The 26,450-nt window shown below is 63.2% G+C and carries 28 protein-coding genes, 3 tRNA genes and 2 pseudogenes; 16 read left to right on the top strand and 17 right to left on the bottom strand.

Translation table 11 applies throughout. The annotated features are described in order from the left end of the window. The first annotated feature begins 27 nt into the window (after positions 1–27). Together K940_RS0101615 and K940_RS32815 are read left to right on the top strand one after the other, a co-directional pair. Positions 28–696, top strand: a complete 669-nt coding sequence (locus K940_RS0101615) for a DsbA family oxidoreductase (protein ID WP_028476079.1) — start codon at positions 28–30, stop codon at positions 694–696. 104 nt (positions 697–800) lie between these two features. Further along, a pseudogene (locus K940_RS32815) lies at positions 801–887 on the top strand (acetoin dehydrogenase); the annotation flags it as partial. A 330-nt stretch (positions 888–1,217) separates the two neighbouring features. Here K940_RS32815 and K940_RS0101605 read toward each other — a convergent pair. Beyond that, positions 1,218–1,691: an NUDIX domain-containing protein gene (locus K940_RS0101605; protein ID WP_028476078.1), complete on the bottom strand. Its 474-nt coding sequence runs from the start codon at positions 1,689–1,691 to the stop codon at positions 1,218–1,220. Between the two features lie 422 nt (positions 1,692–2,113). On the opposite strand from K940_RS0101605, the gene K940_RS0101595 reads away from it, so the two are divergent. Together K940_RS0101595 and K940_RS0101590 are read left to right on the top strand one after the other, a co-directional pair. Next, positions 2,114–2,323: a hypothetical protein gene (locus K940_RS0101595; protein ID WP_155980707.1), complete on the top strand. Its 210-nt coding sequence runs from the start codon at positions 2,114–2,116 to the stop codon at positions 2,321–2,323. Positions 2,324–2,435: 112 nt separating this feature from the next. Continuing rightward, on the top strand, positions 2,436–3,218 hold the full coding sequence (locus K940_RS0101590; protein WP_028476076.1) for a hypothetical protein: 783 nt from the start codon (positions 2,436–2,438) through the stop codon (positions 3,216–3,218). 412 nt (positions 3,219–3,630) lie between these two features. Here the strand turns inward: K940_RS0101590 and K940_RS0101585 are convergent, their stop codons facing one another. Next, the gene (locus tag K940_RS0101585; RefSeq protein ID WP_196812067.1) at positions 3,631–4,005 is read right to left on the bottom strand and encodes a hypothetical protein; all 375 of its coding nucleotides are present in this window, start codon (positions 4,003–4,005) and stop codon (positions 3,631–3,633) included. Between the two features lie 292 nt (positions 4,006–4,297). Here K940_RS0101585 and K940_RS32810 point away from each other — a divergent pair, with 292 nt between their 5' ends. Next, entirely contained in the window at positions 4,298–4,834 is a 537-nt protein-coding gene (locus K940_RS32810; RefSeq protein ID WP_051406777.1) for a hypothetical protein, read from the top strand. A 66-nt stretch (positions 4,835–4,900) separates the two neighbouring features. Then, a complete protein-coding gene (locus K940_RS32805; protein WP_051406776.1) occupies positions 4,901–5,251 on the top strand; it encodes a hypothetical protein in 351 nt (116 codons plus the stop codon). 49 nt (positions 5,252–5,300) lie between these two features. On the opposite strand, the gene K940_RS0101575 is transcribed toward K940_RS32805, so the two are convergent. The 3 genes from K940_RS0101575 to K940_RS0101565 all read right to left on the bottom strand — a co-directional run bounded on the left by K940_RS0101575 (position 5,301) and on the right by K940_RS0101565 (position 6,293). Continuing rightward, positions 5,301–5,373: transfer RNA gene (locus K940_RS0101575), tRNA-Arg, on the bottom strand. A 34-nt stretch (positions 5,374–5,407) separates the two neighbouring features. Next, positions 5,408–5,497, bottom strand: a tRNA-Ser gene (locus K940_RS0101570). Between the two features lie 88 nt (positions 5,498–5,585). After that, positions 5,586–6,293 carry a dienelactone hydrolase family protein gene (locus K940_RS0101565; protein WP_028476074.1) on the bottom strand — a complete coding sequence of 236 codons (708 nt, stop codon included), beginning with the start codon at positions 6,291–6,293 and terminating at the stop codon, positions 5,586–5,588. Between the two features lie 135 nt (positions 6,294–6,428). On the opposite strand from K940_RS0101565, the gene hisC reads away from it, so the two are divergent. Then, positions 6,429–7,502 (top strand): histidinol-phosphate transaminase, encoded by a 1,074-nt coding sequence (hisC, locus tag K940_RS0101560; protein WP_028476073.1) that lies wholly within the window; start codon positions 6,429–6,431, stop codon positions 7,500–7,502. A 74-nt stretch (positions 7,503–7,576) separates the two neighbouring features. Here the strand turns inward: hisC and K940_RS0101555 are convergent, their stop codons facing one another. From K940_RS0101555 to K940_RS34065, 3 genes are all read right to left on the bottom strand, one after another. Continuing rightward, a complete protein-coding gene (locus K940_RS0101555; RefSeq protein WP_028476072.1) occupies positions 7,577–8,653 on the bottom strand; it encodes an alpha/beta hydrolase family protein in 1,077 nt (358 codons plus the stop codon). 76 nt (positions 8,654–8,729) lie between these two features. Then, positions 8,730–9,761, bottom strand: coding sequence for a HoxN/HupN/NixA family nickel/cobalt transporter (locus K940_RS0101550; RefSeq protein ID WP_028476071.1), 1,032 nt, complete (start codon positions 9,759–9,761; stop codon positions 8,730–8,732). Between the two features lie 282 nt (positions 9,762–10,043). Beyond that, the gene (locus K940_RS34065) at positions 10,044–10,379 is read right to left on the bottom strand and encodes a GntR family transcriptional regulator (protein WP_081706084.1); all 336 of its coding nucleotides are present in this window, start codon (positions 10,377–10,379) and stop codon (positions 10,044–10,046) included. Positions 10,380–10,601: 222 nt separating this feature from the next. Here K940_RS34065 and K940_RS34060 point away from each other — a divergent pair, with 222 nt between their 5' ends. Continuing rightward, entirely contained in the window at positions 10,602–10,688 is an 87-nt protein-coding gene (locus K940_RS34060) for a helix-turn-helix domain-containing protein (RefSeq protein WP_155980719.1), read from the top strand. Between the two features lie 129 nt (positions 10,689–10,817). Here the strand turns inward: K940_RS34060 and K940_RS0101540 are convergent, their stop codons facing one another. The 4 genes and pseudogenes from K940_RS0101540 to K940_RS26585 all read right to left on the bottom strand — a co-directional run bounded on the left by K940_RS0101540 (position 10,818) and on the right by K940_RS26585 (position 13,747). Next, positions 10,818–11,651 (bottom strand): helix-turn-helix transcriptional regulator, encoded by an 834-nt coding sequence (locus K940_RS0101540; RefSeq protein WP_028476069.1) that lies wholly within the window; start codon positions 11,649–11,651, stop codon positions 10,818–10,820. Further along, positions 11,648–12,169 (bottom strand): DUF6879 family protein, encoded by a 522-nt coding sequence (locus K940_RS31345; protein WP_231390204.1) that lies wholly within the window; start codon positions 12,167–12,169, stop codon positions 11,648–11,650. Before K940_RS31345 ends, K940_RS0101540 begins: the two co-directional genes overlap by 4 nt. Continuing rightward, positions 12,147–12,479 (bottom strand): hypothetical protein, encoded by a 333-nt coding sequence (locus K940_RS0101530; RefSeq protein WP_028476067.1) that lies wholly within the window; start codon positions 12,477–12,479, stop codon positions 12,147–12,149. The genes K940_RS31345 and K940_RS0101530 overlap by 23 nt, the downstream gene beginning before the upstream one ends. An 85-nt stretch (positions 12,480–12,564) precedes the next feature. Further along, a pseudogene (locus K940_RS26585) lies at positions 12,565–13,747 on the bottom strand (IS701 family transposase). A gap of 249 nt (positions 13,748–13,996) precedes the next feature. Between K940_RS26585 and K940_RS26580 the strand changes: the two are divergent. Further along, positions 13,997–14,470 carry a tyrosine-type recombinase/integrase gene (locus K940_RS26580; RefSeq protein ID WP_369797446.1) on the top strand — a complete coding sequence of 158 codons (474 nt, stop codon included), beginning with the start codon at positions 13,997–13,999 and terminating at the stop codon, positions 14,468–14,470. A 32-nt stretch (positions 14,471–14,502) separates the two neighbouring features. Here the strand turns inward: K940_RS26580 and K940_RS0101515 are convergent. After that, positions 14,503–14,590: transfer RNA gene (locus K940_RS0101515), tRNA-Ser, on the bottom strand. Positions 14,591–14,614: 24 nt separating this feature from the next. Next, the gene (locus tag K940_RS0101510; RefSeq protein ID WP_369797451.1) at positions 14,615–15,025 is read right to left on the bottom strand and encodes a MarR family winged helix-turn-helix transcriptional regulator; all 411 of its coding nucleotides are present in this window, start codon (positions 15,023–15,025) and stop codon (positions 14,615–14,617) included. Between the two features lie 242 nt (positions 15,026–15,267). On the opposite strand from K940_RS0101510, the gene K940_RS0101505 reads away from it, so the two are divergent. After that, the gene (locus K940_RS0101505) at positions 15,268–16,272 is read left to right on the top strand and encodes an NAD(P)H-quinone oxidoreductase (protein ID WP_028476065.1); all 1,005 of its coding nucleotides are present in this window, start codon (positions 15,268–15,270) and stop codon (positions 16,270–16,272) included. 39 nt (positions 16,273–16,311) lie between these two features. On the opposite strand, the gene K940_RS0101500 is transcribed toward K940_RS0101505, so the two are convergent. Then, positions 16,312–17,514 (bottom strand): cysteine desulfurase-like protein, encoded by a 1,203-nt coding sequence (locus tag K940_RS0101500; RefSeq protein ID WP_028476064.1) that lies wholly within the window; start codon positions 17,512–17,514, stop codon positions 16,312–16,314. A 250-nt stretch (positions 17,515–17,764) separates the two neighbouring features. Between K940_RS0101500 and K940_RS0101495 the strand changes: the two genes are divergently transcribed. The 5 genes from K940_RS0101495 (at position 17,765) to K940_RS0101475 (ending at position 22,297) form a co-directional block, all read left to right on the top strand. Next, positions 17,765–18,370 (top strand): bacterial proteasome activator family protein, encoded by a 606-nt coding sequence (locus tag K940_RS0101495; RefSeq protein WP_028476063.1) that lies wholly within the window; start codon positions 17,765–17,767, stop codon positions 18,368–18,370. A 223-nt stretch (positions 18,371–18,593) separates the two neighbouring features. After that, positions 18,594–19,424: an ABC transporter permease gene (locus tag K940_RS0101490; protein ID WP_028476062.1), complete on the top strand. Its 831-nt coding sequence runs from the start codon at positions 18,594–18,596 to the stop codon at positions 19,422–19,424. An 11-nt stretch (positions 19,425–19,435) separates the two neighbouring features. Continuing rightward, positions 19,436–20,275, top strand: a complete 840-nt coding sequence (locus K940_RS0101485; RefSeq protein ID WP_036527079.1) for an ABC transporter ATP-binding protein — start codon at positions 19,436–19,438, stop codon at positions 20,273–20,275. Beyond that, positions 20,268–21,281 carry a glycosyltransferase gene (locus tag K940_RS0101480; protein ID WP_231390203.1) on the top strand — a complete coding sequence of 338 codons (1,014 nt, stop codon included), beginning with the start codon at positions 20,268–20,270 and terminating at the stop codon, positions 21,279–21,281. Before K940_RS0101485 ends, K940_RS0101480 begins: the two co-directional genes overlap by 8 nt. A 164-nt stretch (positions 21,282–21,445) precedes the next feature. Continuing rightward, positions 21,446–22,297 carry an NAD(P)-dependent oxidoreductase gene (locus tag K940_RS0101475; RefSeq protein ID WP_028476059.1) on the top strand — a complete coding sequence of 284 codons (852 nt, stop codon included), beginning with the start codon at positions 21,446–21,448 and terminating at the stop codon, positions 22,295–22,297. Positions 22,298–22,361: 64 nt separating this feature from the next. On the opposite strand, the gene K940_RS0101470 is transcribed toward K940_RS0101475, so the two are convergent. Together K940_RS0101470 and rfbB are read right to left on the bottom strand one after the other, a co-directional pair. After that, the gene (locus tag K940_RS0101470) at positions 22,362–24,275 is read right to left on the bottom strand and encodes a glycosyltransferase (protein WP_028476058.1); all 1,914 of its coding nucleotides are present in this window, start codon (positions 24,273–24,275) and stop codon (positions 22,362–22,364) included. A gap of 132 nt (positions 24,276–24,407) precedes the next feature. Continuing rightward, a complete protein-coding gene (gene rfbB / locus K940_RS0101465; RefSeq protein ID WP_028476057.1) occupies positions 24,408–25,424 on the bottom strand; it encodes a dTDP-glucose 4,6-dehydratase in 1,017 nt (338 codons plus the stop codon). A gap of 122 nt (positions 25,425–25,546) precedes the next feature. Here rfbB and rfbA point away from each other — a divergent pair, with 122 nt between their 5' ends. Further along, positions 25,547–26,449, top strand: coding sequence for a glucose-1-phosphate thymidylyltransferase RfbA (rfbA, locus tag K940_RS0101460; RefSeq protein ID WP_028476056.1), 903 nt, complete (start codon positions 25,547–25,549; stop codon positions 26,447–26,449). Position 26,450 lies beyond the last annotated feature (1 nt).

Here is a 26,450-nt window from a genome sequence, read left to right as displayed (position 1 = left end):
CCACTGCGATCCGGAAGAGGTCGTTTCGTGCAGTTGGAAATCTTCTTCGACATCCTGTGCCCTTGGTGCTACATCGGCAAGCGGCGTCTCGATGCCGCGTTGGAGGGCTTCGCACATCGTGACCGGGTGCGGATCGTCTGGCGCAGCCTGGAACTGGCCCCCGACGAAGGGCGCGAACCCGGACCCACCGCGGCGGAGGAGATGGCCGAGTGGATGGACCCCGGCGCGGTACCGGCCCGGGTCGCGCTGATCCAGAGGGAAGGCGCCGAAGTCGGACTCACGTTGGACCTCATGAAGGCTCGCCCGGTGAGCACCTACGACGCGCACCGGGTGATCCACCTAGCCGACCGTGAGGGCCGCGCAGGCCCGATGGCAGAGCAGTTGTACCGGGCGTACCACACCGAGGGCTCAAATATCGCCGACCCGCGGGCGCTCACCGAGCTGGCCGTCACAGCAGGACTGGACCCAACGAAGGTAGGCGCGGTGCTGAGGTCAGATGATTACGCCAACACAGTAGTCCACGACCGGCAGCGGGCCGCGGCACTGGGCGTCACGGGGGTGCCGTCGTTGAGCATCGATGGCCGTCCCGCGTTCTCCGGAGTGCAATCGGCTGCGGCGCTGCGCGCGGTGCTCGATCGAGCGAGGCCGTCGACCGGGAAGGCGGTACAGACCTATGGCGCGGCCGCCGGAGGCTGACCGGTAAGCCAGCGGTTTCGTGTTGGCCGATATCGACGCTGCGAAGCTGGATGAAACCACAGCGCTCTGTAATGGCAACTCTGATATCTAGCCGCGAGAAGCCGTTCGCAATCCGCGGGTTCACCGAGTCGCTTCGGTCCGAATTACGTTCCAAACCAAACGTATCCGTGACATGCGTCTATCCCGGCGGCTGGTGCACCGTACCGAAGCTACACCCGCCGTCGGTCGATGCGGCACAGATAGTGGGCATCCCCTGGCCATCTCCGCACCGGTCATGTGCTCATGATGTCGGAGCTGGACCGACTGGGCCGCAACACCGTCCATATGTGGAACTGATCGCACAGTCGACCGAGCGTGGTGTCGACTTCCGCAACGTCACCGAGGACTGCACACCGCTGGGCCAATGGGCAAACCCATGATGACGATCACGGCCTTGCCAACTCGTAGCGAGACACCATGATCGAACGGATCAGCGCCCCGGCTATCCACTGGGTTTGACCGACTGGCCGACACCGACGGACCTACCCCAGATAAGGCTCGGTCCGCTCCTCAGCGTGATGCCGGAGCCGTAGCCGCACCGTGTCATGCACTGGCAGCTTCTCCAGCTCCTCCAATCCGAGGAAACGAACCGACGTCGACTCGCTGCTGACCTCGATATGGCCACCAATCGCCCTGCCGTAATACGTGATGGCGAACTCTTGCCGAATCTCTCCATCTGAATATTCGATTACGTGCCCAGGGTCCGTATATATACCCAACAGTCCGGTAATTTCTATGTCCAGGCCGGTCTCTTCCTTTGTTTCTCGGACTACACATTGTTCCAGCGTCTCGCCGATCTCCATGATTCCCCCGGGTAGAGACCAGTTGCCAGAATCTCCTCGGCGTTGCATCAGGATACGGCCCTCAGAATCTATGATAAGCGCCGAGCCTCCAGGAACCAAGCTGTTCGCCTTGGGCGCATCCGGGTCGTTGTAATAGTCACGCCGTGAGCCCATTGGATGTTCCTTGCGAGTAAGGGGTTACCGTGCCCCAGATTTGTTCGAACTGATCAGCCAACGATTCAAATATTCCATGAGAGGAAAGTCGTCGCAGATAGAGCGCTGTGTGTTGATACCCGCGGGCACGGAACAAATATGGGGTGACAATCATCTCGGCGTCGAACCGAAACACTGAGTTGTACAAGTGCGTGGCGTGCAGGCCAATCTGACACCCTGGGGTTTCTCCCATCTAACTAATCCTCCATGGTTTCGTACGAAGGTTCGTAGCGGTCCGGTCCTCTATTGGTGCATCATCTATCCATGCTCCCGCCCGGTTACTTCATCGCCGAAGAGGTCGACTCCGAGTTCGACCGGTCCCACTCGAACGAGTTCGACCCGGAGCGACCGCCGAGCCCGACCGCGGCCATATGCGGGCGGCGTTGCGTGAGACGCAGGCAGCGGTGTGGAACGACAAGCTCGGCGGCGAACCGCTGGTGCGGAATACGCATCATCTCGACGATTCCCCCGATGTCGATCCGGTAGTCGACCGTGTGGGATCCGGTGTGCAGCCGAAAGTAGCCGAGCCGGATGTCGCCGCAGGATCGGCCGATACGGGCGGCCTCGGTAGTGGTTTGGGGAGAATACTGTGAAGGTAGTGAAAAATTGACTCCAACAAGTGGAAATCCGACCCATGATCTCTCGGCTACTTTGCCTTGGCCTCCAGGGTTTGGGCCGAATAGGCGCAGGTGGTCGTCTATTCTCGTGTTGTTGCCGTTCTTTCTCGCCATCGGAATCATCGGCCTGATGATGTCACTGGACGGCATCGCGCAGGGTAACTCTGCGCAGACCTCGTTCGGATTCACCGGTGCATTGGTTACATTTGCCGCCACCCCCATCTGCGTCCGTGTGTTCAACACCCGCAGGCGCTCTTTGCCTCAGGTCCGCTCCGCGCAGACGATCGAAGGCGAGACAGCGCTCTTGGTGCCCGCGTGGCGCGGGTTCTCCCTCGTGCTCATTACGGTTCTCATAGCGGCAATCGCGTTTGGGGTCGTTTATATAGGTATGCTGCCATCCGCAACGCAGGGAACTTCGGATCCGATACGGGCCGCTATAAGTTCTTTCGAGTTCGGGGGGCTCGCACTCGCGGTGGTCTTAGGGAGCTGGCTGTTTGCCCAGACGCTTACTTCGTTGAAGCGCGGAAAGTCGTTGCGGCTCACCCAGTCGGGTGTGCACCTCAACAACGGGCTGATGCGGCAGATACTCGACTGGGATGAGATCCTACTCGTCGAGGCAAGCGCTGAGCCGCGATTCGCGACTGTTCGGCTGCAGACAGTTCCGGGTTCGGTGAAGGTGTCCGACATCTCGAGGCTAGCGCGTAACCGCAAGCGCTCCTGGAGCGTCGAGATCTACACGCTGGAGTTCGACGCGGACTCGGCACTCGTGTATCACCTGGTCAACTTCTACTGGCGACACCCCGAAGCCCGGAAGGAACTGGCATCCAGCGATGTCGTCGACCGCATTCGGAACGGTGATCTACTAGTGTGACGCGCCGGGAATGTCCCGCGTCAAGTAGTTGGCAGGTTTTCGGTCTCTGGAAAGTTGGGAACCAGGGGATCGACCAAGCCACTGTGGACATCGACGGGCCGGTTCCAGACGATCGTGGCCAGTCCCCGATAACGCGACCGATAGGAATCGGATGGCACACAAAGGCACAACCACATGACCCTGATGGGTGGTGGTATGCGCATAGAGGGGTTGGCTTCCCCGCCTGCCCCATAGGGCCTGCCTTTCTCGCGTAGAGGCTCCGCGGTCAAGGGTGGCGTAGCCATCAGCGGAGCTGACGCCGTAGGCGCCCTCGAGGGTGGAGGGGCGCGGGAACACAATGCAGGCCACCAGTCAGCAGAGCCACGCGGCCGGAGGTCGCGCCACGGTCAGAGGTTCATACCGCCGGATGCGACTATCGGGTGGATCGGAATTCGTCGAGTAGGCGGAAGAAGGCATCCAATGCTGTCTCACCATCGCTGACATGGTGTTCGATAGCGCCTGCCCACCCCAAAGCCAACGACCACCCGTATTCCGATTTCAACCAGTGCGCGAACGATCCGTCGCTCGAATGAAGATCGAACTCTTCGGCCACAGAGTGCACCTGTAGCGCCACCCAGTAGCCGAAGAAAATACTCTGGAGGTCCTGCAAAGTGCCAGCCCGCGCCCACATCCCCGGTCGCGGCCGGATGTTGTGATCGATGAGGTCGTAAACGTCACGGCAATCCGCAACGTGCTTGATGACCGGTGGCCGGCCCTCGGGCGAGCTGCGTTCCGGGTGGTTGATCATCTCGATATGTTCGCAGACCGTTGTGGGCGGTATCGGGTGATGGCGTGGTGGTGACGACAGCCAGGCCCCACGAGCGGGTGCGGTGGATTCGTGTGCGACTGCGGGAGAGCAAGTCGGGTACGGCACTCGTCGCGCCCACACTTCTCGGTTTCGAAAATTCGGCAGGCCTACGCCCGCATCGTCGGCCCGGGAACCGTCGAACTCGTCGTCCGCCGCGGTGACGCTCTCGCCGAGATGGTGCTGTTGCCGCGGGTGGATAAACGAGCTGATCGGCTCGGGGGAACTGCGGTCGGTGAAGATCGGTCGCCGCCGGTTCGTCACCGAAGAGGCGATATCGGATTGCATCGCCAGTCTCGACTTGTCGGAGTTGTTCGAGGTCTGGATTGCGACGAAGGATCGCCTGAAGCCACAGTCCCGGGCCGACTACCGCAGCGTGTGGAGCAAGCACGGGGAATCCCAGCTCGGCGCACTGCGGATACGTGAGCTATCGACCAGCCGCGCGGAACGGCATATCGCTTCGCTGCCGGTGTCGCGTGCTCGGATGCTGCGCGTGGTGTTGGTCGGGATGTTCTCGACCGCGGTGCGGTACGACGTGCTCGCGGTCAATCCGATCCGGGAGGTGAGTCGCCGGACCGGAAAGAAGGTCCCGGCCCGCGCGTTGACTGCGGAAGAGTTCGCGGTGGTGCGTTCGACAGTGCCGGCCGAACGAGGTCCTGGGGCTGCGCTGGTCCGATGTCGACCTGATGGCGGATCCGCCCACGATAGTTGTTTCGGGCACGGCGTTGGACCACGGCAAGGTGACCAGGAAGCCAGTTCACCGGCAGGATGAGCGTAAAGGGGATGCCCCGGATCACACGCTGTTCTCCCCAGGCTGGCGGTTGAGGCGTTCACCACTTTGTTCGGCAGTGCCACCGATCCGGACGGCCCGGTGTTCGCCAACCGCGACGGCGGGTGGATGAGGCTGGCGAACCTGCGGCGGTCGCTGCGGGCGGCTCTGCCCGATGAGTTGCGGTGGGTGACGCCGTACAGCTTCCGGCGGACGGTGGAGACGGTGGTTCGCGATGATCTCGGCCCGGCTCAGGCTCAGGCTCAGCTGTCGCATTCGAAGCTGTCCACAACCGAGCAGCACTACTTCCAGCGCCAGACCCAGGGCCCGGATGCCGGAGCACGCTCGACCGGTACGCGGGCGGAAAGTAAGGGCTCGTATGTATGGGCAAAGTACGGGATTTCGCCGTCTCGGCGGTGAACGTAGATCGGGCTCTGATCCGCTTTCGCAGTTCAGAGCCCGATCTTTGTGCGCCCGAAGGGATTCGAACCCCTAACCTTCTGATCCGTAGTCAGATGCTCTATCCGTTGAGCTACGGGCGCATATACCTATTCAGTTATGCCCGGTTTCCCGGACTGGCGGAGGCGAGAGGATTTGAACCTCCGGTCCCCGTGAAGGGACAACTCATTAGCAGTGAGTCCCATTCGGCCGCTCTGGCACGCCTCCTGGAGCCTTCTTTTCGAGGGCGTCGGTCCTTTCGAACCACCGAGCAGAAAGGCTACAGGAGCTACCGTCCAGATCACAAAACGACTGGTCAGCGCAGGTTGCTGTCGAACCAGTCGAAGATGCGGGTCAGCGAATCGACCAGGTCGGAATCATCGCCGAGTTCTGGAGTAAACGTGCGGTGATGCAGGCCCGGATAGGTGACGACCAGGCTGGCGACCGCGGCGCGTGCAGTGGCGTCGCGGAGTTCGTCGATCTGAGCCGGTGGCGTGGAGGGGTCGTCGGTGCCGAACAGGCCCAGCCACGGAGCCTGAAGGCCGGGTGCTGCGCTCACCAACGCGTCGGCCTCGGCATCGAGTGGTTCGATGATGCCGGGCGCCGCGACGCTCACCGCCGCTCCGACCGGCCGGTTGGTTGCAACCAGGAATGCCGCGGTGCCCGCGGAGTCGAAACCCAACACACCGATGGTGTCCGGAAACACACCGCGGCGAATGAGCCAGTCGAAGCAGGCATCGAAGTCGTCGAACAATTCGTCCCCGAACACCGCGCTGCGCGGTTCGCCGTTGATCCGATGGAACAGATCGGGCGCGACCACCGCCCAGCCCTCCCCGGCCAAGGCGTTCATCAGGTCGAGGAGGGCGCGAGTGAACTCACGCGCCTCGTGTAGCACCACGATCCCGCCACGGGCATGGCCCTCCGGCTCGATCACTATGATGGGCACCTGCCCGCGACCTGTCGACCGCTTGTCATCGAGGTCGTCGGCCCGCAACGGGGCTACATCGTTATAGGTGCCCGACATGAAACCAGCCTAGGACGAGTTGCTGTTCTTCGGTAGAAATTGTCCGGTGGGGCCCGCCTACCAGAGAATTTTCGGCAACCTGGTCGGGGCTCGCGTCGGGTGAACGCAAGCCCGTGCGTGAATTAGGGTTGGGCTGTGACTGCGCAGATCCGGCCGGACCTCGATTCGATTCCGGCATATACCCCCGGCCGCAGCTATCCCGGGGCGGTCAAGTTGGCCAGCAACGAGACCACGCTCGCTCCGCTGCCTGCCGCCGCCAAGGCCATCTCGGAGGCGGTCGACGTCGTCAACCGGTATCCGGACAACCAGGTAGTCGAACTTCGCGCGGCATTGGCCGACTTCCTCGACGTGGGGTTCGACAATGTCGCGGTCGGCTGCGGCAGTGTGGCGCTGTGTCAGGAGCTGGTGCAGATCACCTGCTCCTCGGTGACCGATGAAGTGCTGTTCGCCTGGCGTTCGTTCGAGGCGTATCCGATCGTGACCAAGGTCGGCAATGCCACGGCCGTCCAGGTGCCGCTCACGCACGATTCGGTGCACGATATGGACGCACTGGCCGCCGCTGTCACCGACCGCACCAAGCTGATCTTCGTGTGCAACCCGAACAATCCGACCGGCACGGCGGTCGGTGCTGCCGAATTGACCCGCTTCCTGGACTCGGTGCCGCCGCACATCCTGATCGTCCTGGACGAGGCCTACTACGAATACGTTCGACTCACCGACCGCCCCGACGGCGTCGAACTCGGCCGAACCCGACCCAATGTGGTGGTTTTGCGCACGTTCTCCAAGGCCTATGGATTGGCCGGGCTCCGAGTGGGCTATGCGGTGGGCGATCCCGCGGTGATCGGCGCGCTGCTGAAGGTGCACATCCCATTCAGCGTCAATCGGCTCGCGCAGGCGGCCGCGATCGCCTCACTGGAGGCGCGCCACGAACTGCTCGACCGCACCGATCTGCTGGTCGCCGAACGCGAACGAGTGCGCGACGCGCTGGTGACGGCGGGGTATCGTGTGCCGCCGAGCGAGGCGAACTTCGTTTGGTTGCCGCTGGGCGCACGCAGTGCCGAATTCGGCGAGGCGAGCGCGGAGGCCGGCGTGCTGGTGCGGCCGTACGGCGCCGACGGGGTACGCGTCACCATCGGCGACCCGGCAGAGAACGATGCGTTCCTGCACTTCGCCACCGATCGCGCGGTATGCGCACGGTTCCAGGACTGACTCGCTGACCCTGTCCACGAGAAGCGACTGCGTCCGAGGAGAACTCGTCCAAGAAGAGCTCTCGTCCAAGAATGCTAAGGAATACCGAGCGCAGTGGCGATCGTCGGCCATGACCTGGCCAGCTCGTCGGTCCAATACGGCCACGAGTGCGTTCCTGTGCTCCGAAAGTGCGTGGTGACCGGGATTCCGAGGGAAGCGAACCGCTCCGCGAGGCGTCGGGTACAAACGTTGGTCGCGGCCTCCAACGGGCCGCCGACCCCGACCGAGCTGACCACGTCGAGATCCGGGTTGCCGGGTACGTCGTACTCCCCGGGCAGACCACTGCCGACCGACAGGTACATCGTCTTGCCACGCAAGTCCTCCGCGTGCAGCGTCACATCGTGAGCCAGCCAATCCGGGTCGTCTCGCTGACCGAACATATTGCTCGGATCCCCGTTGTACGTGGCCACCACACCGCGTGCCTGCGCCTGACCGATATCGGTGCCTGTCGAGAAGCAGCCGCTGTGGGCCGCGATCGCGGTGTAGAGGGTCGGCTGTCGGAACGCGAGCATCATCGCGGCCTCTGCGCCCATCGAGACTCCCATGATCGCGTTGTTGCCGTTGCCGTCGAATGCGGCGTCGATCAATGGGGGCAACTCCTTGGTCAGAAACGTTTCCCACATGTTCGTTCCTAGGACGGGGTCGGGGCGCTGCCAGTCGGTATAGAAGCTCGCCGGACCGCCGACGGTGAACACCACGTTGACCTGCTTGTCGGCGTAGAAGCGGTCCGCGTGCCCGAAATCGATCCAGTTGTTGCTGTCCAAGCTCGCAGCCCGCCCGTCGAGCATGTACACAGTGGGCCGAGCGCGGGTTCGGTCGAGCGGCAGCAACACCTGGACCTCGACCTCGCGGCTCATCGCGGGCGAGACGACGAAGACTCGCGACCGGCGATCGTCGATCGGTTCGACCCGGATGATCCGCGGCGGCAGAGTCTGCGCGCTCGTCGGCTCGGCCGGACTCTGCTGCCCATCCGTGGAGCCCGTGTTCGCCGGTGGTGACGCATCGGGGACGGCGGTTCCCCGGGGAACGCCCAAAGCGAGCACTCCGGCGACAAGCGTGACGCCGACAAGGCTGTGTGAAACCCAACGCCGCACCCCACGCCAAGATCGCATAGGGGAATCCTGCCAAAGAACCCACCGGCACGAGGCCGATCCGAACCATCTCCCCTATCGGGAGGACCTGGCACGCTCAGCGCACCGCAATCCTATCTTCCCACCGGCGTTCCACGTCGGCGAAACGCCACACCGCCAGAGCAACCGCCCAGGTGAACAGTAAGAGCCCCACGATGATGTACCCGAGTTCGCCCAGATCGAGACCACCGACCCACGCCATGACACCCGATTCGATTCCCAGCCGCTCGACAACGATCGAAACAATCCCTTGCCCACCGATCAACAGCGCAACCACCACCGACAGCCCGGTGACCACCAGGTTGTAGTAGATCTTGCGCACCGGTCGCACGAAGGCCCAGTCGTAGGCGAGGCTCATCAACGCACCGTCCAGCGCATCGAACAGCGTCATACCCGCGGCGAACAACACGGGAAGAACGAGGATTGCATACCAGGGCAATCCGGTCGCCACCGCTCCACCCGCGATCACCAGGAGTCCGACCTCGGTGACGGTGTCGAACCCGAGACCGAACAACACGCCGACCGGATACATGTGCCGCGGCTTCCGAACGAGGCCGAGTACTGGCCGCAGCACCCGGTTGAGCAGTCCCCGGTTGTCCAGTTGCCGGTGCAATTGGGCCTCGTCGTATTCACCGCGACGCATCTTCCGGAACAGTCGCCAGAGCCCTACCAGTGAGGCGAAGTTCAGCAGGCCGATCGCAATCAGGAAGAGGCCGGACACGCCAGCACCCCACAGATCGGTCCACCGCAGTAGCGACGAATCCTCGTTCTCCAATGTCGCTGCGAGCGCCTGCATGCCGGCGGCAAGCAGGACAACGAGTACGAAAACCACAGTGGAATGACCGAGTGCGAACCAGAAACCGACCGTCCGGGCCTGCCTGTCGTCGTTGTCGCCCAACAGCTTCCGCACCGTGTTGTCGATCGCGGCGATATGGTCGGCATCGAACGCATGCCGGACACCCAGCGTGTAGGCCGTCACCCCGAGACCGATGCCGAACACCGACCCCTGAATCACGTAGTTTCCCGAGGCTGCCACCAACAGAAGCGTTCCCCAGCCGATCAGGTGGAGTGTGACCACCGCGACTGCCATCCCGAGGACACTGCGCACGTACAAACCCTTCGAACTTCTGAACCATTCCGATCCCGCTACAAACCGCCCCAGCAAACCACACGGGCTCGGAAACTAGGGACCAAAGGGTGCATCGGGCGACCTGAGACGTCGAACCAGCGAAGCCGAACACGCCACATATCGGACCATCGAAGTCGAGTAGCACCAGTTGCCTGCTCCGTAAGGAGTTCCGGCAGCGTGGTCAATGGTGGAAGTCCTGGGCGACGGTGTCCCAGATGCTGTTGAACCACATCTGCGACTGCTTCACGAACTGGCTACCGTTGGAATCGGGGTCGGATTCCTGACAGATAGCGATTCGGGCCGGAGAAGACCGTCTCGTATCCGATCGATCGGCTCGGCTATAGCGTGGTGCAGAGTCTCTCCTGAGAACCCAGCGAAATCGATTGTCACCTTGAACGCTTCAAAAGAACGCTCGATGTGTGGCCCCAGGCCGACGGGCCGTTCCGTGCGCCCCCGAACGTAGACTCCGCTGCCTTTCCGCGAGACCACCAAACCCTCATCGCGCAGGATACGGATCGCGTGCTCGGTAGTGGCCTTGGCTACGCCGAACCTTTCCTTGAGCTGCGGACCAGAAGGCAACCCGAGCTACGAACCGCGCTGCTGGTGGTGTGCGATCCCGCGCAATTGGCGCTGATGCTCATATTTCACCCATGATGTGACCACCTGTGGAGAGTGGTTCTACATGATCAGCAGTGAAGCTCTGCGGTGCGGGGGTAGGTCTTTGTCTATGCCTTTGCCGCATATCCAGCATTTTGAGGCACCGCTAAGGCCCGAGAGCTAAGAGCTAATAGCTAATAGCTAATAGCTAAGAAGATCAGCGCATCGGATATCGCGAAGATGCTCGGATGCTCCCGAGCGACCATTTATCAGTATCTGTCGGAGAACTGACTACGGATATGACATAGACCCCGGCCAAACCGGAGTCTATTTTCGTTTCTAAGCCACGAAATCAGCCCGACCCATACTCGGATATGGGTATGCAAGTCCAATCGCTTAAGCAGTGGGTGATCTTTGGGGCTAGGTCCGAACGCTTATCGCTTCTCGGATCAGTGCCCGTGCTGCATCACCTGTGACAGATTGACTCGCCAGGATATCGAAAGCGCGACCGTAAAGCGCTATCTCTCTAGGCTGGGTAATGGTGATCCCTGCCGTGTGACCTTCGACCTTCACCATACGATTGTCGAACATGAAGAAATTCTCAACCACGACCAAACCCTCAGAGGAGCGGGGGACAATCCCCAGAGTCACACGAGACATGCCGATGACTGAATAAAGTCTATCAAGTTGTCCGATCATCACCTGGTCATTGCCAAAGGTGGTGTAGAGCGCTTGCTCGGCCATAAGGATATGGAATCGCTTCCCATTCTGATATAGAATGCGCTGCCGCTCCATCCTCTTGGAGACGGCATCGTCCAAATCATCGGGGATACGATAGAAGCCGATGATGTTTCGCATGATCGCCGTAGCGTAGTCCGCTGTCTGCAACAGGCCCGAGACAATGGCTGGTTCCCAGTTGCGAATGAACTCCGCTCTCGATTCGAGCCGTAACGTCTGTTGCTGCCGACGCTTCATGCCTGTACCGAGCGCTTGCCGCCATTCGATGTACGCGGAGTCGATGTTGTGCTGCGTGGCTAGCAGGTCTTCCAGTTGATCGTCCGCACCCGCGTGCCGACAGTAGGCCCGGATATCCGCATCAGATGGACGGATAACTCCGTATTCCATCTTCGAGACCTTCGTCTCATGCCACCCCGCGCGGCGGGCAAGCTCTCGGCCCGTGAGATTTCCACGGCGTCGTAACTCACGGAGTCGTTTACCGAGAGCTTCCCGTGCCTCCTGTACAGAATCAGTCACTGCTGTGACATCACCTGTGTGTATTCAGCGTACGGCATCGCTAAAGACCAAAGCCGGTCTCTGACGTTCCGGCAATATGAGACAATCTCCGGATCGGTCGTTACTGCTGATCCTCCAACCGAACGGCCATCCTTGTCTGAAAGGTTGAATACAACCGTTTCGCTGTCTACCAACCACCAGTCATCCCGCGGTAGTTTACCGGCAAGATGACGGGGAAGATAGCGGATGTCTTCCCCGGCCTCCACATTTAGAGTCGTCAAGGTAAGTAACCAACGTTGGTAATCGCTATGAGGGACCGTGACTACACGAACCCGACTTACCGAGACACTGCGCGCCGTGAGTTCTTTTACGAAGTCGTACCAATCTTGAAACCACTCACGGTAGTCGAATGGCTCATTATTCACGAAGCATCTAAACGCCTCGTCTTCTCCCGGTTCGCCGTACGAGTCTCTGACCTCGAGATGAAATACCTCGTTCCGGCTTTCCTGTAGTAGTTCAGTTGCCGTCCGGAACTCCACCGAAATAAGTCCTTTCAGTCTTCGGAACCTCGATCGCGGTTTCGTAGTCTTCCATCTTCAGTTGCTCGAGCGTTTCACGGTCCGTGACTGGTCGACCGGACAGGGTGAACGTCCCCCGGCCGGTATCGGTCATCGGTGCCCCGATGAACGTCCGAGATTCGGCGAAGCCAAGCAAGAGATGCGGTATCTCTACCGTCTCGGGTCGGCCGGTCTGCCAACCAACCAGTAGGTAGCTGCCCTCGTCGGTGGCGCAGAGTGCGGGACAGCCGTCCTTGCCAGATCCGCCCTTGCCGAGTACTCGATACCCCATGATGTCGCCTCCTGTGAAGTGCTATGCAGGGTCTTGCATCAGTTCCTTCCTATAGTCCCGCTAGTACTCCAGCCGGACTTTGTGATCATGGGGTGAGTCGGGATCGTCGCTGGTAGTGGCTGTGTCGGGCTCGGTGTTGGTGCCGGCGTCGCCGTAATGACCATCGGATCCGGTGTGCGTGGGATCGGATCGGTGTGTGTGTCAGCGTGGTGATCAGGTGTCGGATTTCGTTGCGGGTCAATGCGATCAGTCCGGGTGTTGGTGGTTTGGGTGAGGGCCAGGGCAGTGAGGAATGCGTGGGCGAGCATGACCAGCAGGGTCCAGCGGTGCCAGGAGCGCCACCTGCGGACTTGATGCTGGTCCAGCCCGGTCATTGTTTTCGCGGTCTGGAAATTCTCCTCGGTCGACCAGCGGCGGCCGGCGACTTTCACCAGCCGGGCCAGTGTCACCGGTCCGGGCGCCCAGCAGCGGTAATAGGCCAGTTCCCCGGTGCGCTGGTTGCGGCGGACCACCAGCCATCGATATCCCGGTTCGGCATCGTCAGTGGCGGCACTGATCTCGATCCACGCCCAGTCATAGACTCGGGGTCCTTTCGCGCCGGCACCGGCAGACAAAGACTGCCACGCCCGCTTCGGCAGACCGGCAGCGAGCACATCGGCACGCACGCGACCGGTCGCGGTGGTGACCCGATGATTGGTGGCGACAGCGAAAACATAACCAGCCCCCCGGTATTCCAGGGCCGAGCGTAGTTTCGGATCTGCGCCGTAGACCTCGTCACCGGTCACCCACGACGCGCTGACACCCGCGTCCAGAGCACGCAGGATCAACTGCTTCGCCAGCGCCGGCTTGGTCGCGAACCGTGTCTGGCCAGGTACCCCGGCGTGCACGCGACGCTGCGGGTCGGTCGTCCACGATTTCGGCAGGTAGAGGGCGCGGTCGAGGAACGCGTGCCCGGCGCGGGTGGCATAGGTGAGGTAGACCGCGACCTGACTGTTGTCGATCCGGCCGGCCGTGCCCGTGTATTGACGCTGGACACCGACGGTGCACACAACCTTCTTCAGGTCACCGGTCTCATCCACCACAAGGGTCGCGTCGGTGTCACCGAGATGGGAGACCACATAATCACGCAGGTCATCCCGCAGCCCGTCTTCATCGATCACCGCTGCCGCGAGCAGGTGTTGCATCGCATCCGGCGACCGGTCACCGGCGTACTCGGCCAACGTCCAACAATTCTTCACCGGCAGATCCGACATCAGCGCCTCGAGCATCCGGGCAGCGGTACGACGAGTCTCCACCCGCGCGAACCGTCCACCGATCCAGCCGGTCAACCGATCGAACTCCCGCTGCCACCGCTCAGGCGCTACGCTGTCACCCGCGGCCACCGCCAATTCTGTTGTAGTCCACACAAACACGACATAATCACGCGGTGGCCGCCCACCGCCCACCCCACTGACCAGCCACATCATCGATCACGAAGTCCGGCTGGAGTACTAGACCTTTTGCGCAAACGGTTGATCGTGATCGAGAACGCCGTGCAGGTCAATATGGAGGTGCATATCGGAGCGCCGAAATCGCATGACGATCGCTCGGTGCCGACTCCTGCGTTCGTCGTGACAGGGCTGGCCCGACAGTGCGAGGGCAAGCGACGAGACGATCTCGTATTCCCCGGAAGGGACGGCAAGCACTTGAAGCGGCCGATCAGTCACTCAGGATGGTTCAACAAAGCCGTTGAGGCTGCCGACCTACCCAGGGTGACTCCGCATGATCTCCGGCACACAGCGGCGAGTCTAGCGGTGTCGGCGGGGGTCAATGTGAAGGCGTTGCAGCGGATGCTCGGCCATGCTTCGGCGGCTATGACTTTGGACACCTACTCGGATCTCTTCGATGACGATCTCGACGCTATCGGCGAGGCCTTGGACAGGGCCGCACTGGCTAATGTGTCCAAAATGTGTCCAACGGACGGCCTAGCGGAGTTAGCTGCCGCACAATAGAGGCTCTGACCTGTGCGTTCCCGTCGAACCCATGGCGGAGACGGGGGGATTCGAACCCCCGGTCGCTCTCACGACGCTCGCTTTCAAGGCGAGTGCATTCGGCCGCTCTGCCACGTCTCCAGGCACATGATCGTAACGGACCGGTCAACCAGGGTGCTGACCGATTTCCTTGTCGACCTTCCCGAAGACTTCGGCGATCACCTCGAGTTGGTCCGGGGCGAGCAAATCGACGAAGTGGTGGCGGACCGCTTCGACATGGCCGGGGGCAGCTGCCTCGAGCCGGCGCATGCCTTCGTCGGTGAGTTCGGCGAGCACGCCGCGGCCGTCCTCCACACAGGTGTTGCGGCGCACCATTTGTTGAGATTCCAGGCGCTGGATTTGGTGGGTCAGTTTGCTGCGCGAAGACAGCACTCCATCAGCGAGTTCGCTCATCCGCAGCGAGCGTCCAGGGGCCTCGGAGAGCAAGACCAGGATCCGGTATTCGGCGATGGTCAGGTCGCTGTCGCGCTGAAGCTGTCGGTTCAACGCCGCCATCAGGCGTTGATGGCCGTCCATCAATGCGCGCCACGCGTACTGCTGCGCCGGGGTGAGCCATTGGGGCTCGGTCACCACTCGACGTTCGGGATACACGCCCGACATTCTATGCGGCGGCAAATGGGGAGTACCGTGGAGTACCGCAGGTCAGCACGCGACTGCGCGGGAAGCGAGGGCAGCGCCGAGGGACGACAGGCACTTCACCAACACGCCGTCGGGTGCTCGAGCGGGCGCGTGCGGTCCCCACGGAGCATGATCACGGTGTGCATGCCATCGATTCGAACGGGTTCGGTGGACCCGAGGTGATGTCCTGGCGCCACGCGCCCGATCCGACGCCCAATCGGGGTGACGTGGTGATCGAGGTGGCCGCGGCCGGTGTGAACCGAGCCGATCTGCTCCAGCGCGGCGGGTTCTATCCGCCCCCTCCGGGCGCCAGCCAGATCATCGGCCTCGAATGCTCCGGCGTCGTCACCGAGCTCGGCGACGACGTACGCGACTGGGCGGTCGGCGATCGGGTGTGTGCGCTGCTGTCGGGCGGGGGTTACGCCGAACGAGTCGCAGTCCCCGCAACACAGGTGCTGCCCATCCCTGCGGGCGTCGACCTGGGCGCCGCCGCCGGTTTGCCCGAAGTTGCGGCCACTGTCTGGTCGAACCTCGTGATGACCGCGCGTCTGCAGGCGGGTCACCTGGTGCTCATCCATGGCGGTGGCAGCGGGATCGGCACACATGCGATTCAGGTCGCGAACGCACTCGGCGCGCGAGTCGCGGTAACCGCCGGATCCGCAGAGAAGCTGGCGCGCTGCGCGGAGTTGGGGGCAAGCGTGCTGATCGACTACCGAGAAGAGGACTTCGTCGCCGCGATACGCGCCGAGGAATCGGGCTTTGCCGGTCCCGGCGCCGACATCATCCTCGACAACATGGGCGCGGCATACCTGCAACGCAATGTCGACGCTCTGGCCGACCACGGGCGACTCCTGGTGATCGGCATGCAGGGTGGAGTGAGCGCGCAGCTGAATCTGGCTGCCTTGCTCCGTAAATGGGGCACGGTCCACGCCACCACCATCCGATCGCGCCCCCCGACCGGCGTTGGCAGTAAAGCCGAGATCATCGCCGAATTACGCCGGCACGTGTGGCCGTTGATCGCCAACGGCAGCATCCATCCGGTCATCGGCGCCGAGGTGCCCATCGAGGACGCGGCCGCAGCACATCGGTTGCTGGATTCCGGGACCGTGTTCGGCAAAGTGATCTTGCGCGTGCGAGACCTCTGAGTCCGGGGCTCTACGCCACCGCTGCTCCCCGACCGCCACTCAGCCCAGTCCGACCAGCGCTCGGCCGAGCTGATCGATCTCGAACCTGGTGGTGTACGGGGCGAGACCGATCGTCACCGCGCCGCCCTCGTCGTTGACCCCGAGTGCGTCCAACAGTCTGCCGCCGCCGTGCACCCCGCTCACCGTGCCGATCCGGCTGTCGGCCAGTTTCGCGGCGACCTTCTCGGCTTGCATCCCGGTGAGCGTGAAACTGACGGCCGGGATTCGGGTGGACGCGCGTCCGATCACGGTGAGGCCGGGGATCGCATCCAGCACGTCCATCAAGTACTCGAACAATTGATCGTGGTAGTCCTGCAGCGAAGTGATCGACATCTCCAGACGCTCGCGTCGAGTGCCGCGCGCCCGCTCGTCCAGCCCGGCAAGGAAGTCGATCGAGGTGGTCAGACCGGCGAGCAGCGCGTACTGGTGCCCGCCCACCTCCAACCGTTCGACGCCCTTGGCATACGGGTTCAACGACATCGACGGAATCCGGTCCAGGAACGCCGGGTCGCGGAAGACCAGCGCGCCGACCTGGGGTCCACCCCACGATGGCGCGCTCAACGCCACCACATCGGCGTTCAGCTCATCGATATCGATCAGCGCGTAAGGTGCGGCGCCGAACGCGTCGGCTACGAGCAAGCCACCCACCTCGTGCACGCGGTCTGCGGCGACCCGAACCGCGGGCGCCGAGCCGACGATCGGCGAGGCGGCGGTGAGCGCGACCAATCGCGCCGTGGGGCCGATCAGTTCCTCGAACTGCCACGAGGGCATTTCACAGGTCTCGATCTCCACCTCGGCCCAGCGCACATGGGCGCCATGGCGATTGGCGATGCGCAGCCAGGGCGCAATGTTGGCTTCGTCGTCCAATCGGGACAACACGATGCCGGTGCCGAGTCCGAGCCGGGAGCTGAGCGATTCGGCAAGCCATGCCAACAACACTGCACGATCGGGGCCGAGCACGACACCCGCCGGTTCGCCGCCGACCAGATCGGCCACCGCAGCGCGCGCCGCTTCCAAAATCGCTGCGCTGCGCACAGCTGCGCCATCGCGACCGATATGTGAAAAGGAAGAAGTCCGGAAACCCGTTGACACGGCACGGGATACCGCATCCGGCACCAGCATGCCCGCCAGCGGGTCGAGATGAATCCAACCGTCGCCGAGGGACGGTATCAAGCCCCGAACCCTTGCGACGTCGTAAGTCATGCTGGCCACTCTAAGGGCAGCGGCCGAGCCTGGGTAACCGCGTTCCCCTCCGCCGCCGGGCGGGCGCACAGCAACTCGAGACTCAGCATGGTGACCGACTTTCGACAAATCCGAACCACACGGACCCGAACAGAATAGAACGCCGCTTCCGAGCCGCGACGCCGGCCACACGACCCGGCCGTTGTCGCTGCGTTCCAGGCAGCAGACACCGACTTAGCGCGTTCGTGGCGGACGCGACATGATGGGGACCATGACCCACGCGGACGAGACACCGGACCGTACCGTCGTCGTCGGACCCGACGGCAGGCCGTTGGCCATCCCGGCGACAGCCGTATCGGAAGCACAGTACGCCGCGCGCGTCGTAGCCGATCGCGACAAACGGGAAGACTCGGAACAGCAGGACGATTCGGGCGAATCGCTGGCCGATATGGTCGAACAACCGGCGAAGGTCATGCGGATCGGCACCATGATCAAACAGCTGCTCGAAGAGGTACGCGCGGCTCCGCTCGACGACGCCAGCCGCAATCGGCTCAAGGAGATTCACAAGTCCTCGGTGCGCGAGTTGGAACAAGGTCTCGCGCCCGAACTGCGTGAGGAACTCGAGCGGCTGACCTTGCCTTTCACCGACGACACCGTCCCATCCGACGCCGAGCTGCGCATTGCGCAGGCGCAGCTGGTCGGCTGGCTGGAGGGCTTGTTCCACGGCATTCAGACTGCGTTGTTCGCCCAGCAGATGGCCGCACGCGCCCAACTCGAACAGATGCGCCAGGGTGCGCTGCCTCCTGGGATCCACGGTGGCGAAGCGGCCGGCGGTCATCCGAGTCAACTCACCGGCGGCTCCGGCCAGTACTTGTGAGACCGGCGATGTGCATGGCACGCAGGCGCCGAAAGCCGCAAGGGTAGTCTCGTGCACCGTGCCCGCCGCTGCCGCTCGTTCCGACTCGGTGCCCGATCCGAGTGCGGGGCGTCCCGAAGAGAGCCCCGTCGGTTCCGATGACCACGCACCCCCGGATGGCAGCGCACCCCCGGATGGCAGCGCGCCGTCGAACACCCAGACGCCGCACTCCGGGGCGTTCGCGATGACGGTCGTGTCGGATTCGCAGACGTTCAAGCGTGCCGTGAACGACTTCACCGGCGGGTTCGCCCAACGCGAGCTGTGGCTGTCGCTCGGCTGGCAGGACATCAAGCAGCGCTACCGACGTTCGGTGCTCGGCCCGTTCTGGATCACCATCGCCACCGGTCTGCAGGCGACGGCGATGGGTGTGCTGTACGCGGCGCTGCTCGGCCAGCCGCTGCTGGAATATCTGCCGTATGTGACCGTCGGGCTGATCGTCTGGAATGTGATCAACGCCAGCATTCTGGACGGCTCCGAAGTCTTCATCGCCAACGAAGGCCTGATCAAACAACTTCCCTCGGCGCTGAGCGTGCACGTCTACCGGTTGGTGTGGCGACACCTGTTGTTCTTCGCGCACAACATGGTCATCTACCTGGTGATGCTCGCCGCGTTCGGAGTCTGGCGCCACCTCGAGCCGGCCAGCCTGCTCGCCATCCCGGCGATCGCGCTGATCTTTCTGAACTCCATGTGGGTGTCGATCGTGTTCGGCATCTTCAGCACCCGCTACCGCGACATCGCGCCGATTCTCAGCAGTACCACCCTGATGCTGTTCGTGCTGACCCCGGTGATGTGGACGACCAAAACCCTGGAATCACAGGTCGGCGCCGGAGACCGCGCCAAGCTCGCAGAACTCGTGCCGACATTCCATTATCTCGAAATCGTCCGGGCGCCCCTGCTCGGCGAGCCGCAGGCATTGCGGCACTGGTTGATCGTCGGCGCGATCACCCTGGTCGGCTGGAGCGTGGCGATCTTCGCCATGAAGCAGTACCGTTCGCGCGTACCGTACTGGGTTTAGGAGCGCCCCCGATGAGTCGAGTGAGTATCGAAACCCGGGACGCGTGGGTCGAGTTTCCGATCTTCGACGCCAAGTCACGCTCGTTGAAGAAGGCTTTCCTCGGCAAGGCAGGTGGCGCCATCGGCCGCAACGAGTCCGACGTCGTCGTGGTCGAAGCACTACGTGACATCACCCTCTCGCTGCGCGAAGGCGACCGGATCGGCCTGGTGGGGCACAATGGCGCCGGCAAATCGACACTGCTACGGCTGCTTTCGGGGATATACGAGCCCTCGCGCGGCAGTGCCCGCATCCGTGGCCGGGTTGCGCCGGTCTTCGATCTCGGTGTCGGCATGGACCCGGAGATCTCCGGCTACGAGAACATCATCATCCGTGGGCTGTTTCTCGGTCAGACGCGCAAACAAATGCTGTCGAAGATCGAGGAGATCGCCGACTTCACCGAACTCGGCGAGTACTTGTCCATGCCACTGCGCACCTACTCCACCGGAATGCGTGTTCGCCTCGCATTGGGCGTGGTCACTTCGATCGATCCGGAAATCTTGCTTCTCGACGAGGGCATCGGCGCGGTGGACGCGGAATTCATGAAAAAAGCCCGGCTTCGGTTGCAGGCATTGGTACAACGGTCCGGACTCCTGGTTTTCGCCAGCCACTCCAACGAGTTCCTCGCACAACTGTGCGATACGGCGATGTGGATCGATCACGGGCGGATCCGGCTGCGTGGCGGTATCGAAGAAGTAGTGCGAGCCTATGAGGGACCCGAAGCCGGAAACCATGTCGCAACCGTGCTACGCGAAATGCAGGCCGAACAGACCCTGGGAACCGAACGAGAATTGAGCGAAATCAGGAATGAGTGAGCCGACCGGGCAGAACACCCCGATCGACCGTGGAGCGCAGGCCCAGGTCGACCCTCGGGCCGAAGACCACTCCGGCGCTCCGGTTGGCCATCCCGTCGTAACGACACCCACGGGCGCCGATGCCCGCGTCGTCGCCGTCGTGGTCACCCACCAACGCCACGAACTGTTGGCGCGGTCGCTGAAAGCGCTCACCTCTCAGTCCCGGCGGGTGGATCACCTGATCGTGATCGACAACGCCAACGAGCCCGAGGTCGCGGCGTTGGTGGATGATCAGCCGGTGGAGTCCACGTATCTGGGCTCGGCACACAACCTCGGTGGAGCCGGCGGGTTCGCGCTCGGCATGCTGCACGCGCTGAGCCTGGGCGCCGACTGGGTGTGGCTCGCCGACGACGACGGCAGACCCGAGGGCCCCGACGTGCTGTCCGCCCTCCTCGATTGCGCACACCGGCACGGCCTGGTGGAGGTGTCCCCGGTGGTGTGCGACATCGATGAGCCGGACCGTCTCGCGTTCCCGCTGCGCCGCGGCGTGGTCTGGCGGCGACTGCGCTCCGAACTCGGCGACCAGGACTTCCTGCCCGGAATTGCCTCGCTGTTCAACGGCGCTCTGATCTCCACCCAGGCGATCGACCTCATCGGCGTGCCGGACCTGCGACTGTTCGTACGTGGCGACGAGGTCGAAGTACACCGCCGATTGGTCCGCTCCGGCCTCCCGTTCGGTACCTGCCTCCAGACGGCGTATCTGCATCCGAACGGCGCCGCCGAGTTCAAGCCGATCCTCGGCGGCCGGATGCACACGCAGTATCCCGATGACCCCGTGAAACGGTATTTCACCTACCGCAACCGTGGGTATCTCATGTCCCAACCCGGAATGCGCAAGCTTCTTCCCCAGGAATGGATCCGCTTCTCCTGGTTCTTTCTCGTCACCCGGCGCGACCCTGCGGGGCTGCGCGAGTGGTTCCACCTGCGTTCCCTGGGCCGCAACGAGCAGTTCGGCAAGCCGGACTGACGCAGGTGGCTCGTCGACGCATCGCCGGCGGGTCGACGGGTCCGCCGCGAGGGGCCGTTGCGCGACCGTTATGCAACTGATTGCATAGGAGGGATTGCGCTCGATGTACCAGCGCGCCCAGCCGCGGGCATACTGCCCGCGGCATACACGAAGGAGCAGGTCACATGACGGAACCGGGATCCACGACGCTCGCCGGACGGACGATGATCATGTCCGGCGGCAGCCGCGGCATCGGTTTGGAGATTGCCAAACGCGCTGCAGCCGACGGCGCCAACATCACCCTGATCGCGAAGACCGACCAGCCGCACCCCAAGCTTCCCGGCACCATCCACACCGCCGCCGCGGAGCTCGAAGCAGCGGGCGGGCAGGTGCTGCCCTTCGTCGGCGATGTCCGCAACGACGAATCGGTGGCCGAAGCGGTGCGCCGGACGGTCGAACGCTTCGGCGGCATCGACATCGTGGTGAACAATGCCTCTGCGATCGACTTGTCGCCCACCGAGATGCTGCCGATGAAGAAATACGACTTGATGCAGGACATCAACTGCCGAGGCAGCTTCCTGCTGTCCAAGCTGAGCATCCCGCATCTGCGCGAATCGGCCCGGACCGGCCGCAACCCCCACATTCTGACCCTGTCCCCGCCACTGAACCTGGATCCCAAATGGGCGGGCGCGTCGTTGGGGTACACCATCGCCAAGTACGGAATGTCGCTGACCACACTGGGGCTGGCAGAGGAACTCAAAGGCGACGGGATCGGCGTCAATTCGCTGTGGCCACGCACCACGATCGCAACGGCCGCGGTGCAGAACCTGCTCGGCGGGGAGCATATGGTCTCTACCTCGCGGACACCCGACATCTACGCCGACGCGGCCTACCTGGTGATCACCGCCCCCGGCAAGGAAACCAGCGGCAACTTCTTCATCGATGACGACGTCTTGGCTGCCCACGGCATCACCGACCTGGACAAATACCGAGTGACTCCGGGCGACGGCGAACTCACCCCCGACTTGTTCCTCTGAACCGGATGGCCGCACGCCCGGGCGTGCGGCCATCGCGTGAGTTCGAGGAACAGGACGTGAGCAGCTACCGATTCGTCCGGGTTTCGGTGAGGCCGTAGAGCCGCTCCCAGTTCGCGCGGCTCGACAGGTCCGGCATCGCAGCACGGTACTGTGCCTGCACGGTGGGCAGTTCCCGGCGCAGGCGGCGCAGCACACGCACCGTGCGCCACAGCAGTCGACGGGCGCGAGCCTTGTCACGGGTGCGCACCCGCACGCCAGACTGCGAGGCATCGGTTACCACCACATGGTCGAACAGCGACACGTGCCACCAATGTGCGTCTTCGCGCGTGATGCCGACGAGGCCGGGTTGCGTTCGGCCCAACCATTGCGCAATCACACGCTTGAGCAACACCAGCGTCGTCCGGCTGGGTTCGCCACCGGCACGCCGGACGTGGATATCGGCCGATCGGACCGGTGGCGACGCGGCCGGATGCTTGATCGTCTCAGGGTAGTCGTCTCGGCTGGTGCGTGCGGCCTTCAGCGCGGCGACGCCGCCGTCGTGCAGGACTTTCGGTCCTTCGAGGAAGTCCTCGATTCCCTGCAGGATGGTGTGTACCAAGCCGTACTGCATCGCGACCAAGTGTTCGGCCAACTCTCGAAACACGAAGCGAGCGATCCGCGAAGCATCCAGGTCCGAATGCAGTGAGCCGACGATCAGCGAGTTGCGGGTGCTGAAGTAGCGCGCCCAGTCGTCGTAGTCCTTCCAGTAGAAGTCCGCGTGCCATACCGCCGCATTGGGCAGCGTGACCGTGGCGAAGCCGTGCTCGCGCGCCCGGATACCGTATTCGACATCGTCCCATTGGAAGAAGATCGGAATCGGCAGGCCGATCTTCGCGACGACCTCGGCCGGGATCAGACAGGTCCACCAAGCGTTGTAGCCGGCGTCGACTCGGCGCTCCTGGTTCTTGGTTACCATGCTGGTATTGCGCAGGGCCTTCGGCACGCGCTGCCCGTGGCGTAACCGGTGCAGGTGTACTTCCTCCGCGCCGACGTTGAGATAGTCGGGATTGAGCAGGAACAGCATCTGCGCGCCGACCAACGTCGGCTCGACCGTGAGGTTGGCGAAGGCGTTCAGCCGCAGCACGGTCTCCGGCTCGCACAGAATGTCGTCGTCCATCAAGATGACGTCGGCATGCTCGGTGACCGCGGACACTTCGTAGAGCCCACGAGTGAAACCACCCGCGCCGCCCAGGTTGGGTTGGCGTATGTAGCGCAGCTTGTCCCCGAAGATCGGCGCCACGTGCTGGTAACGCGGCCGATTCTCGACCACATCGGTGCCCTGGTCGATGACGTACACCGCGTCGATCGCCGCGAGAACGGTCGGGTCGGACGAGAGTGCGGCGACGGTCGCGGCGCAGTCGTCCGCGCGGTTGAAGGTGCAGATGGCGATTGCGACCGGGCGCACCCGTTTCGGGGCGTCAGCGCTCCAGGTCAGCTCCCCGACGGTGAGCGCGCCGCCCACGGCATCGAATTCCAGCCACAATGCGCCACCGTCGACATACTGGTCGAGTGCGGTGGACAGCGTCACCGGCCCGCTGCCCTCGACCCGGGCGCTGTCGATGATCCGGCGGTGACCAGCGATATCGGAGGCGACCAGTCGGATGTTCGCAGTCGCGGCGACATCGAGCACCATGGTGGCGCGCACCTCGGTCACCGTGGTCCAGCGCTGCCAGTAGCTGGCGGCGAACCGACCGAAGTAGGTGTTGGTGTGCCCGGTCGACCCCTCGTCCATTCGCAGAGTCGACCGTTGCCGGTGAGCACCACCCTCGACGACGACGTAGAGTTCGTCACTCACTCGAGCCGACGGTCCGGTGAAGATACCGCGCTGCAGCACGAGCCGGTCGGGCGCTCTGTGGTCGACGCGCAATGCGGCGGGCGCATCGCCGGCTGTGGGATGATCGTGTGTTTCGATAGCGGCCTCGGTAGCCGACGGATCCATGAAATCCTCGAAGTTCTCGGTGTTCCGGACGGGACAGACACGCCCCTGGATGCCTTTCGGCGGGGCCGAGGATACCAACCCACCCATGTCCATGCCTGCTGTGTGACCACGCCCCCAGTGGCGTCGCGGCCTTCAGTCCCTCACCGCGAAGCAGATCCGTTCGCCTGCCTCGCGGTAGGCGCGCTCGGTGTCGGCCTTGGCCGGACGCCACCAGGATTCGTTGTCGCGATACCACTGGATGGTAGCTGCCAATCCGGTGCGGAAGTCCACGTAGCGCGGCTGCCAGCCGAGTTCGCTGCGCAACAGCGACGCGTCGATCGCGTAACGCCGGTCGTGCCCCGGACGGTCGGTGACGTGATCGAAATCATCCGGGTCCCACCCGAAGGCCGCCAGGATCGACCGCACCACCGATTTGTTGTCGAGTTCGCCATCGGCGCCGATCAGATACGTTTGCCCGACCCTACCGCGGTGGAGGATCTCCCACACGGCACGGTTGTGGTCGTCGACATGTATCCAGTCACGTATCTGATGCCCCGCACCGTAGAGCCGCGGGCGAACCCCATCGATCAGGTTGGTGATCTGGCGCGGGATGAACTTCTCCACGTGTTGGTAGGGACCGTAATTGTTACCGCAGTTGGAGATGGTCGCGCGCACGCCGAACGACCGCGACCACGCGCGAACCAGCAGGTCGCTCGACGCCTTGGTGGCCGAGTAGGGGCTCGACGGGTTGTATGGCGTGGTCTCGGTGAACGCCTGGGCTTGCGGTGACAGGTCACCATAGACCTCGTCGGTCGACACATGGTGATATCGCACGTCATGGCGGCGCACTGCCTGCAACAAGGCGTAGGTACCGATGATGTTGCTCTGCACGAAGGGCCACGGCTCGGCGAGAGAATTGTCGTTGTGCGACTCGGCGGCGAAGTGCACGACCGCGTCCACGCGGCCGACCAGGTCGTCGACCAGATCGAGATCGGCGACGTCGCCGTGCACGAAGTCGATCCGGTCTGCCACCGGGTCCAGTGAGGCCCGATTCCCCGCATAGGTGAGCGCGTCCAGGACTGTGACAGTGGTCTCGGGATGGTTGGACACGGTGTGGTGAACGAAGTTCGCGCCGATGAATCCGGCGCCTCCGGTGACGAGCAATCGCACTCCACGACTCTACGTGGGAATCGACCATTCGATTGGGCGTGCGGCGACGCCGCACATGTGCTGGTCACCACGCAGCGACCCCTATGCAGTCGATCCGGGTCGCTCCTGCGAGACTGGGGCTCGTGCGAGGAATCATCTTGGCTGGGGGTACCGGATCGAGGCTCCATCCGATTACCCGCGGGGTGAGCAAACAGCTGGTCCCGGTCTACGACAAGCCCATGGTCTATTATCCGCTGTCCACACTGATGCTAGCAGGAATACGAGAAATACTGGTTGTCACGACCGTCGAAGACGCCGCGGCGTTCCGTCGATTGTTGGGCGACGGATCGCAGTTCGGCATCTCTATCGACTATGCTGCGCAACCGGAGCCGAACGGCCTCGCACAAGCCTTCGTCCTCGGAGCCGACCACATCGGAACCGACAATGTCGCGTTGATCCTGGGCGACAATATTTTTCATGGCCCTGGCCTGGGCACCAGCCTGTATCGCTTCCACGATGTCGAGGGCGGGGCGGTGTTCGCCTACCAAGTAGCCGACCCCAGCGCGTACGGGGTCATCGAATTCGCAGACGGGAGAGCCATTTCCATCGAGGAGAAGCCAGCGCAACCGCGATCGAACTATGCGATTCCGGGCTTGTATTTCTACGACAACGAAGTCGTCGAGATCGCTCGACGACTGCAGCCGTCCGCACGCGGCGAATACGAGATCACCGATATCAACCGCGCCTACCTGGAACAGGGAAAGCTGCAGGTCGAGGTGATGCCGCGCGGTACCGCGTGGCTGGATACCGGCTTCTTCGACTCGTTGCTGGATGCCGCGAACTACGTGCGTACCATCGAACAACGCCAAGGCTTGAAGATCAACGTCCCCGAGGAGATCGCGTGGCTGCAGGGCTTCATCGACGACGAGCAACTGCGTGCACTGGCCAAGCCGTTGATCAAGTCCGGCTACGGCAGTTACCTGCTCGGCCTGCTCGGGGAAACCGACCCACCGACTCATAGAGGCACAGGGGACCTGATTCCATGAC

The organism is Nocardia sp. CNY236, from assembly GCF_000482385.1.
Classification (GTDB): domain Bacteria; phylum Actinomycetota; class Actinomycetes; order Mycobacteriales; family Mycobacteriaceae; genus Nocardia.
This window is presented reverse-complemented; position numbering and strand designations above follow the sequence as displayed.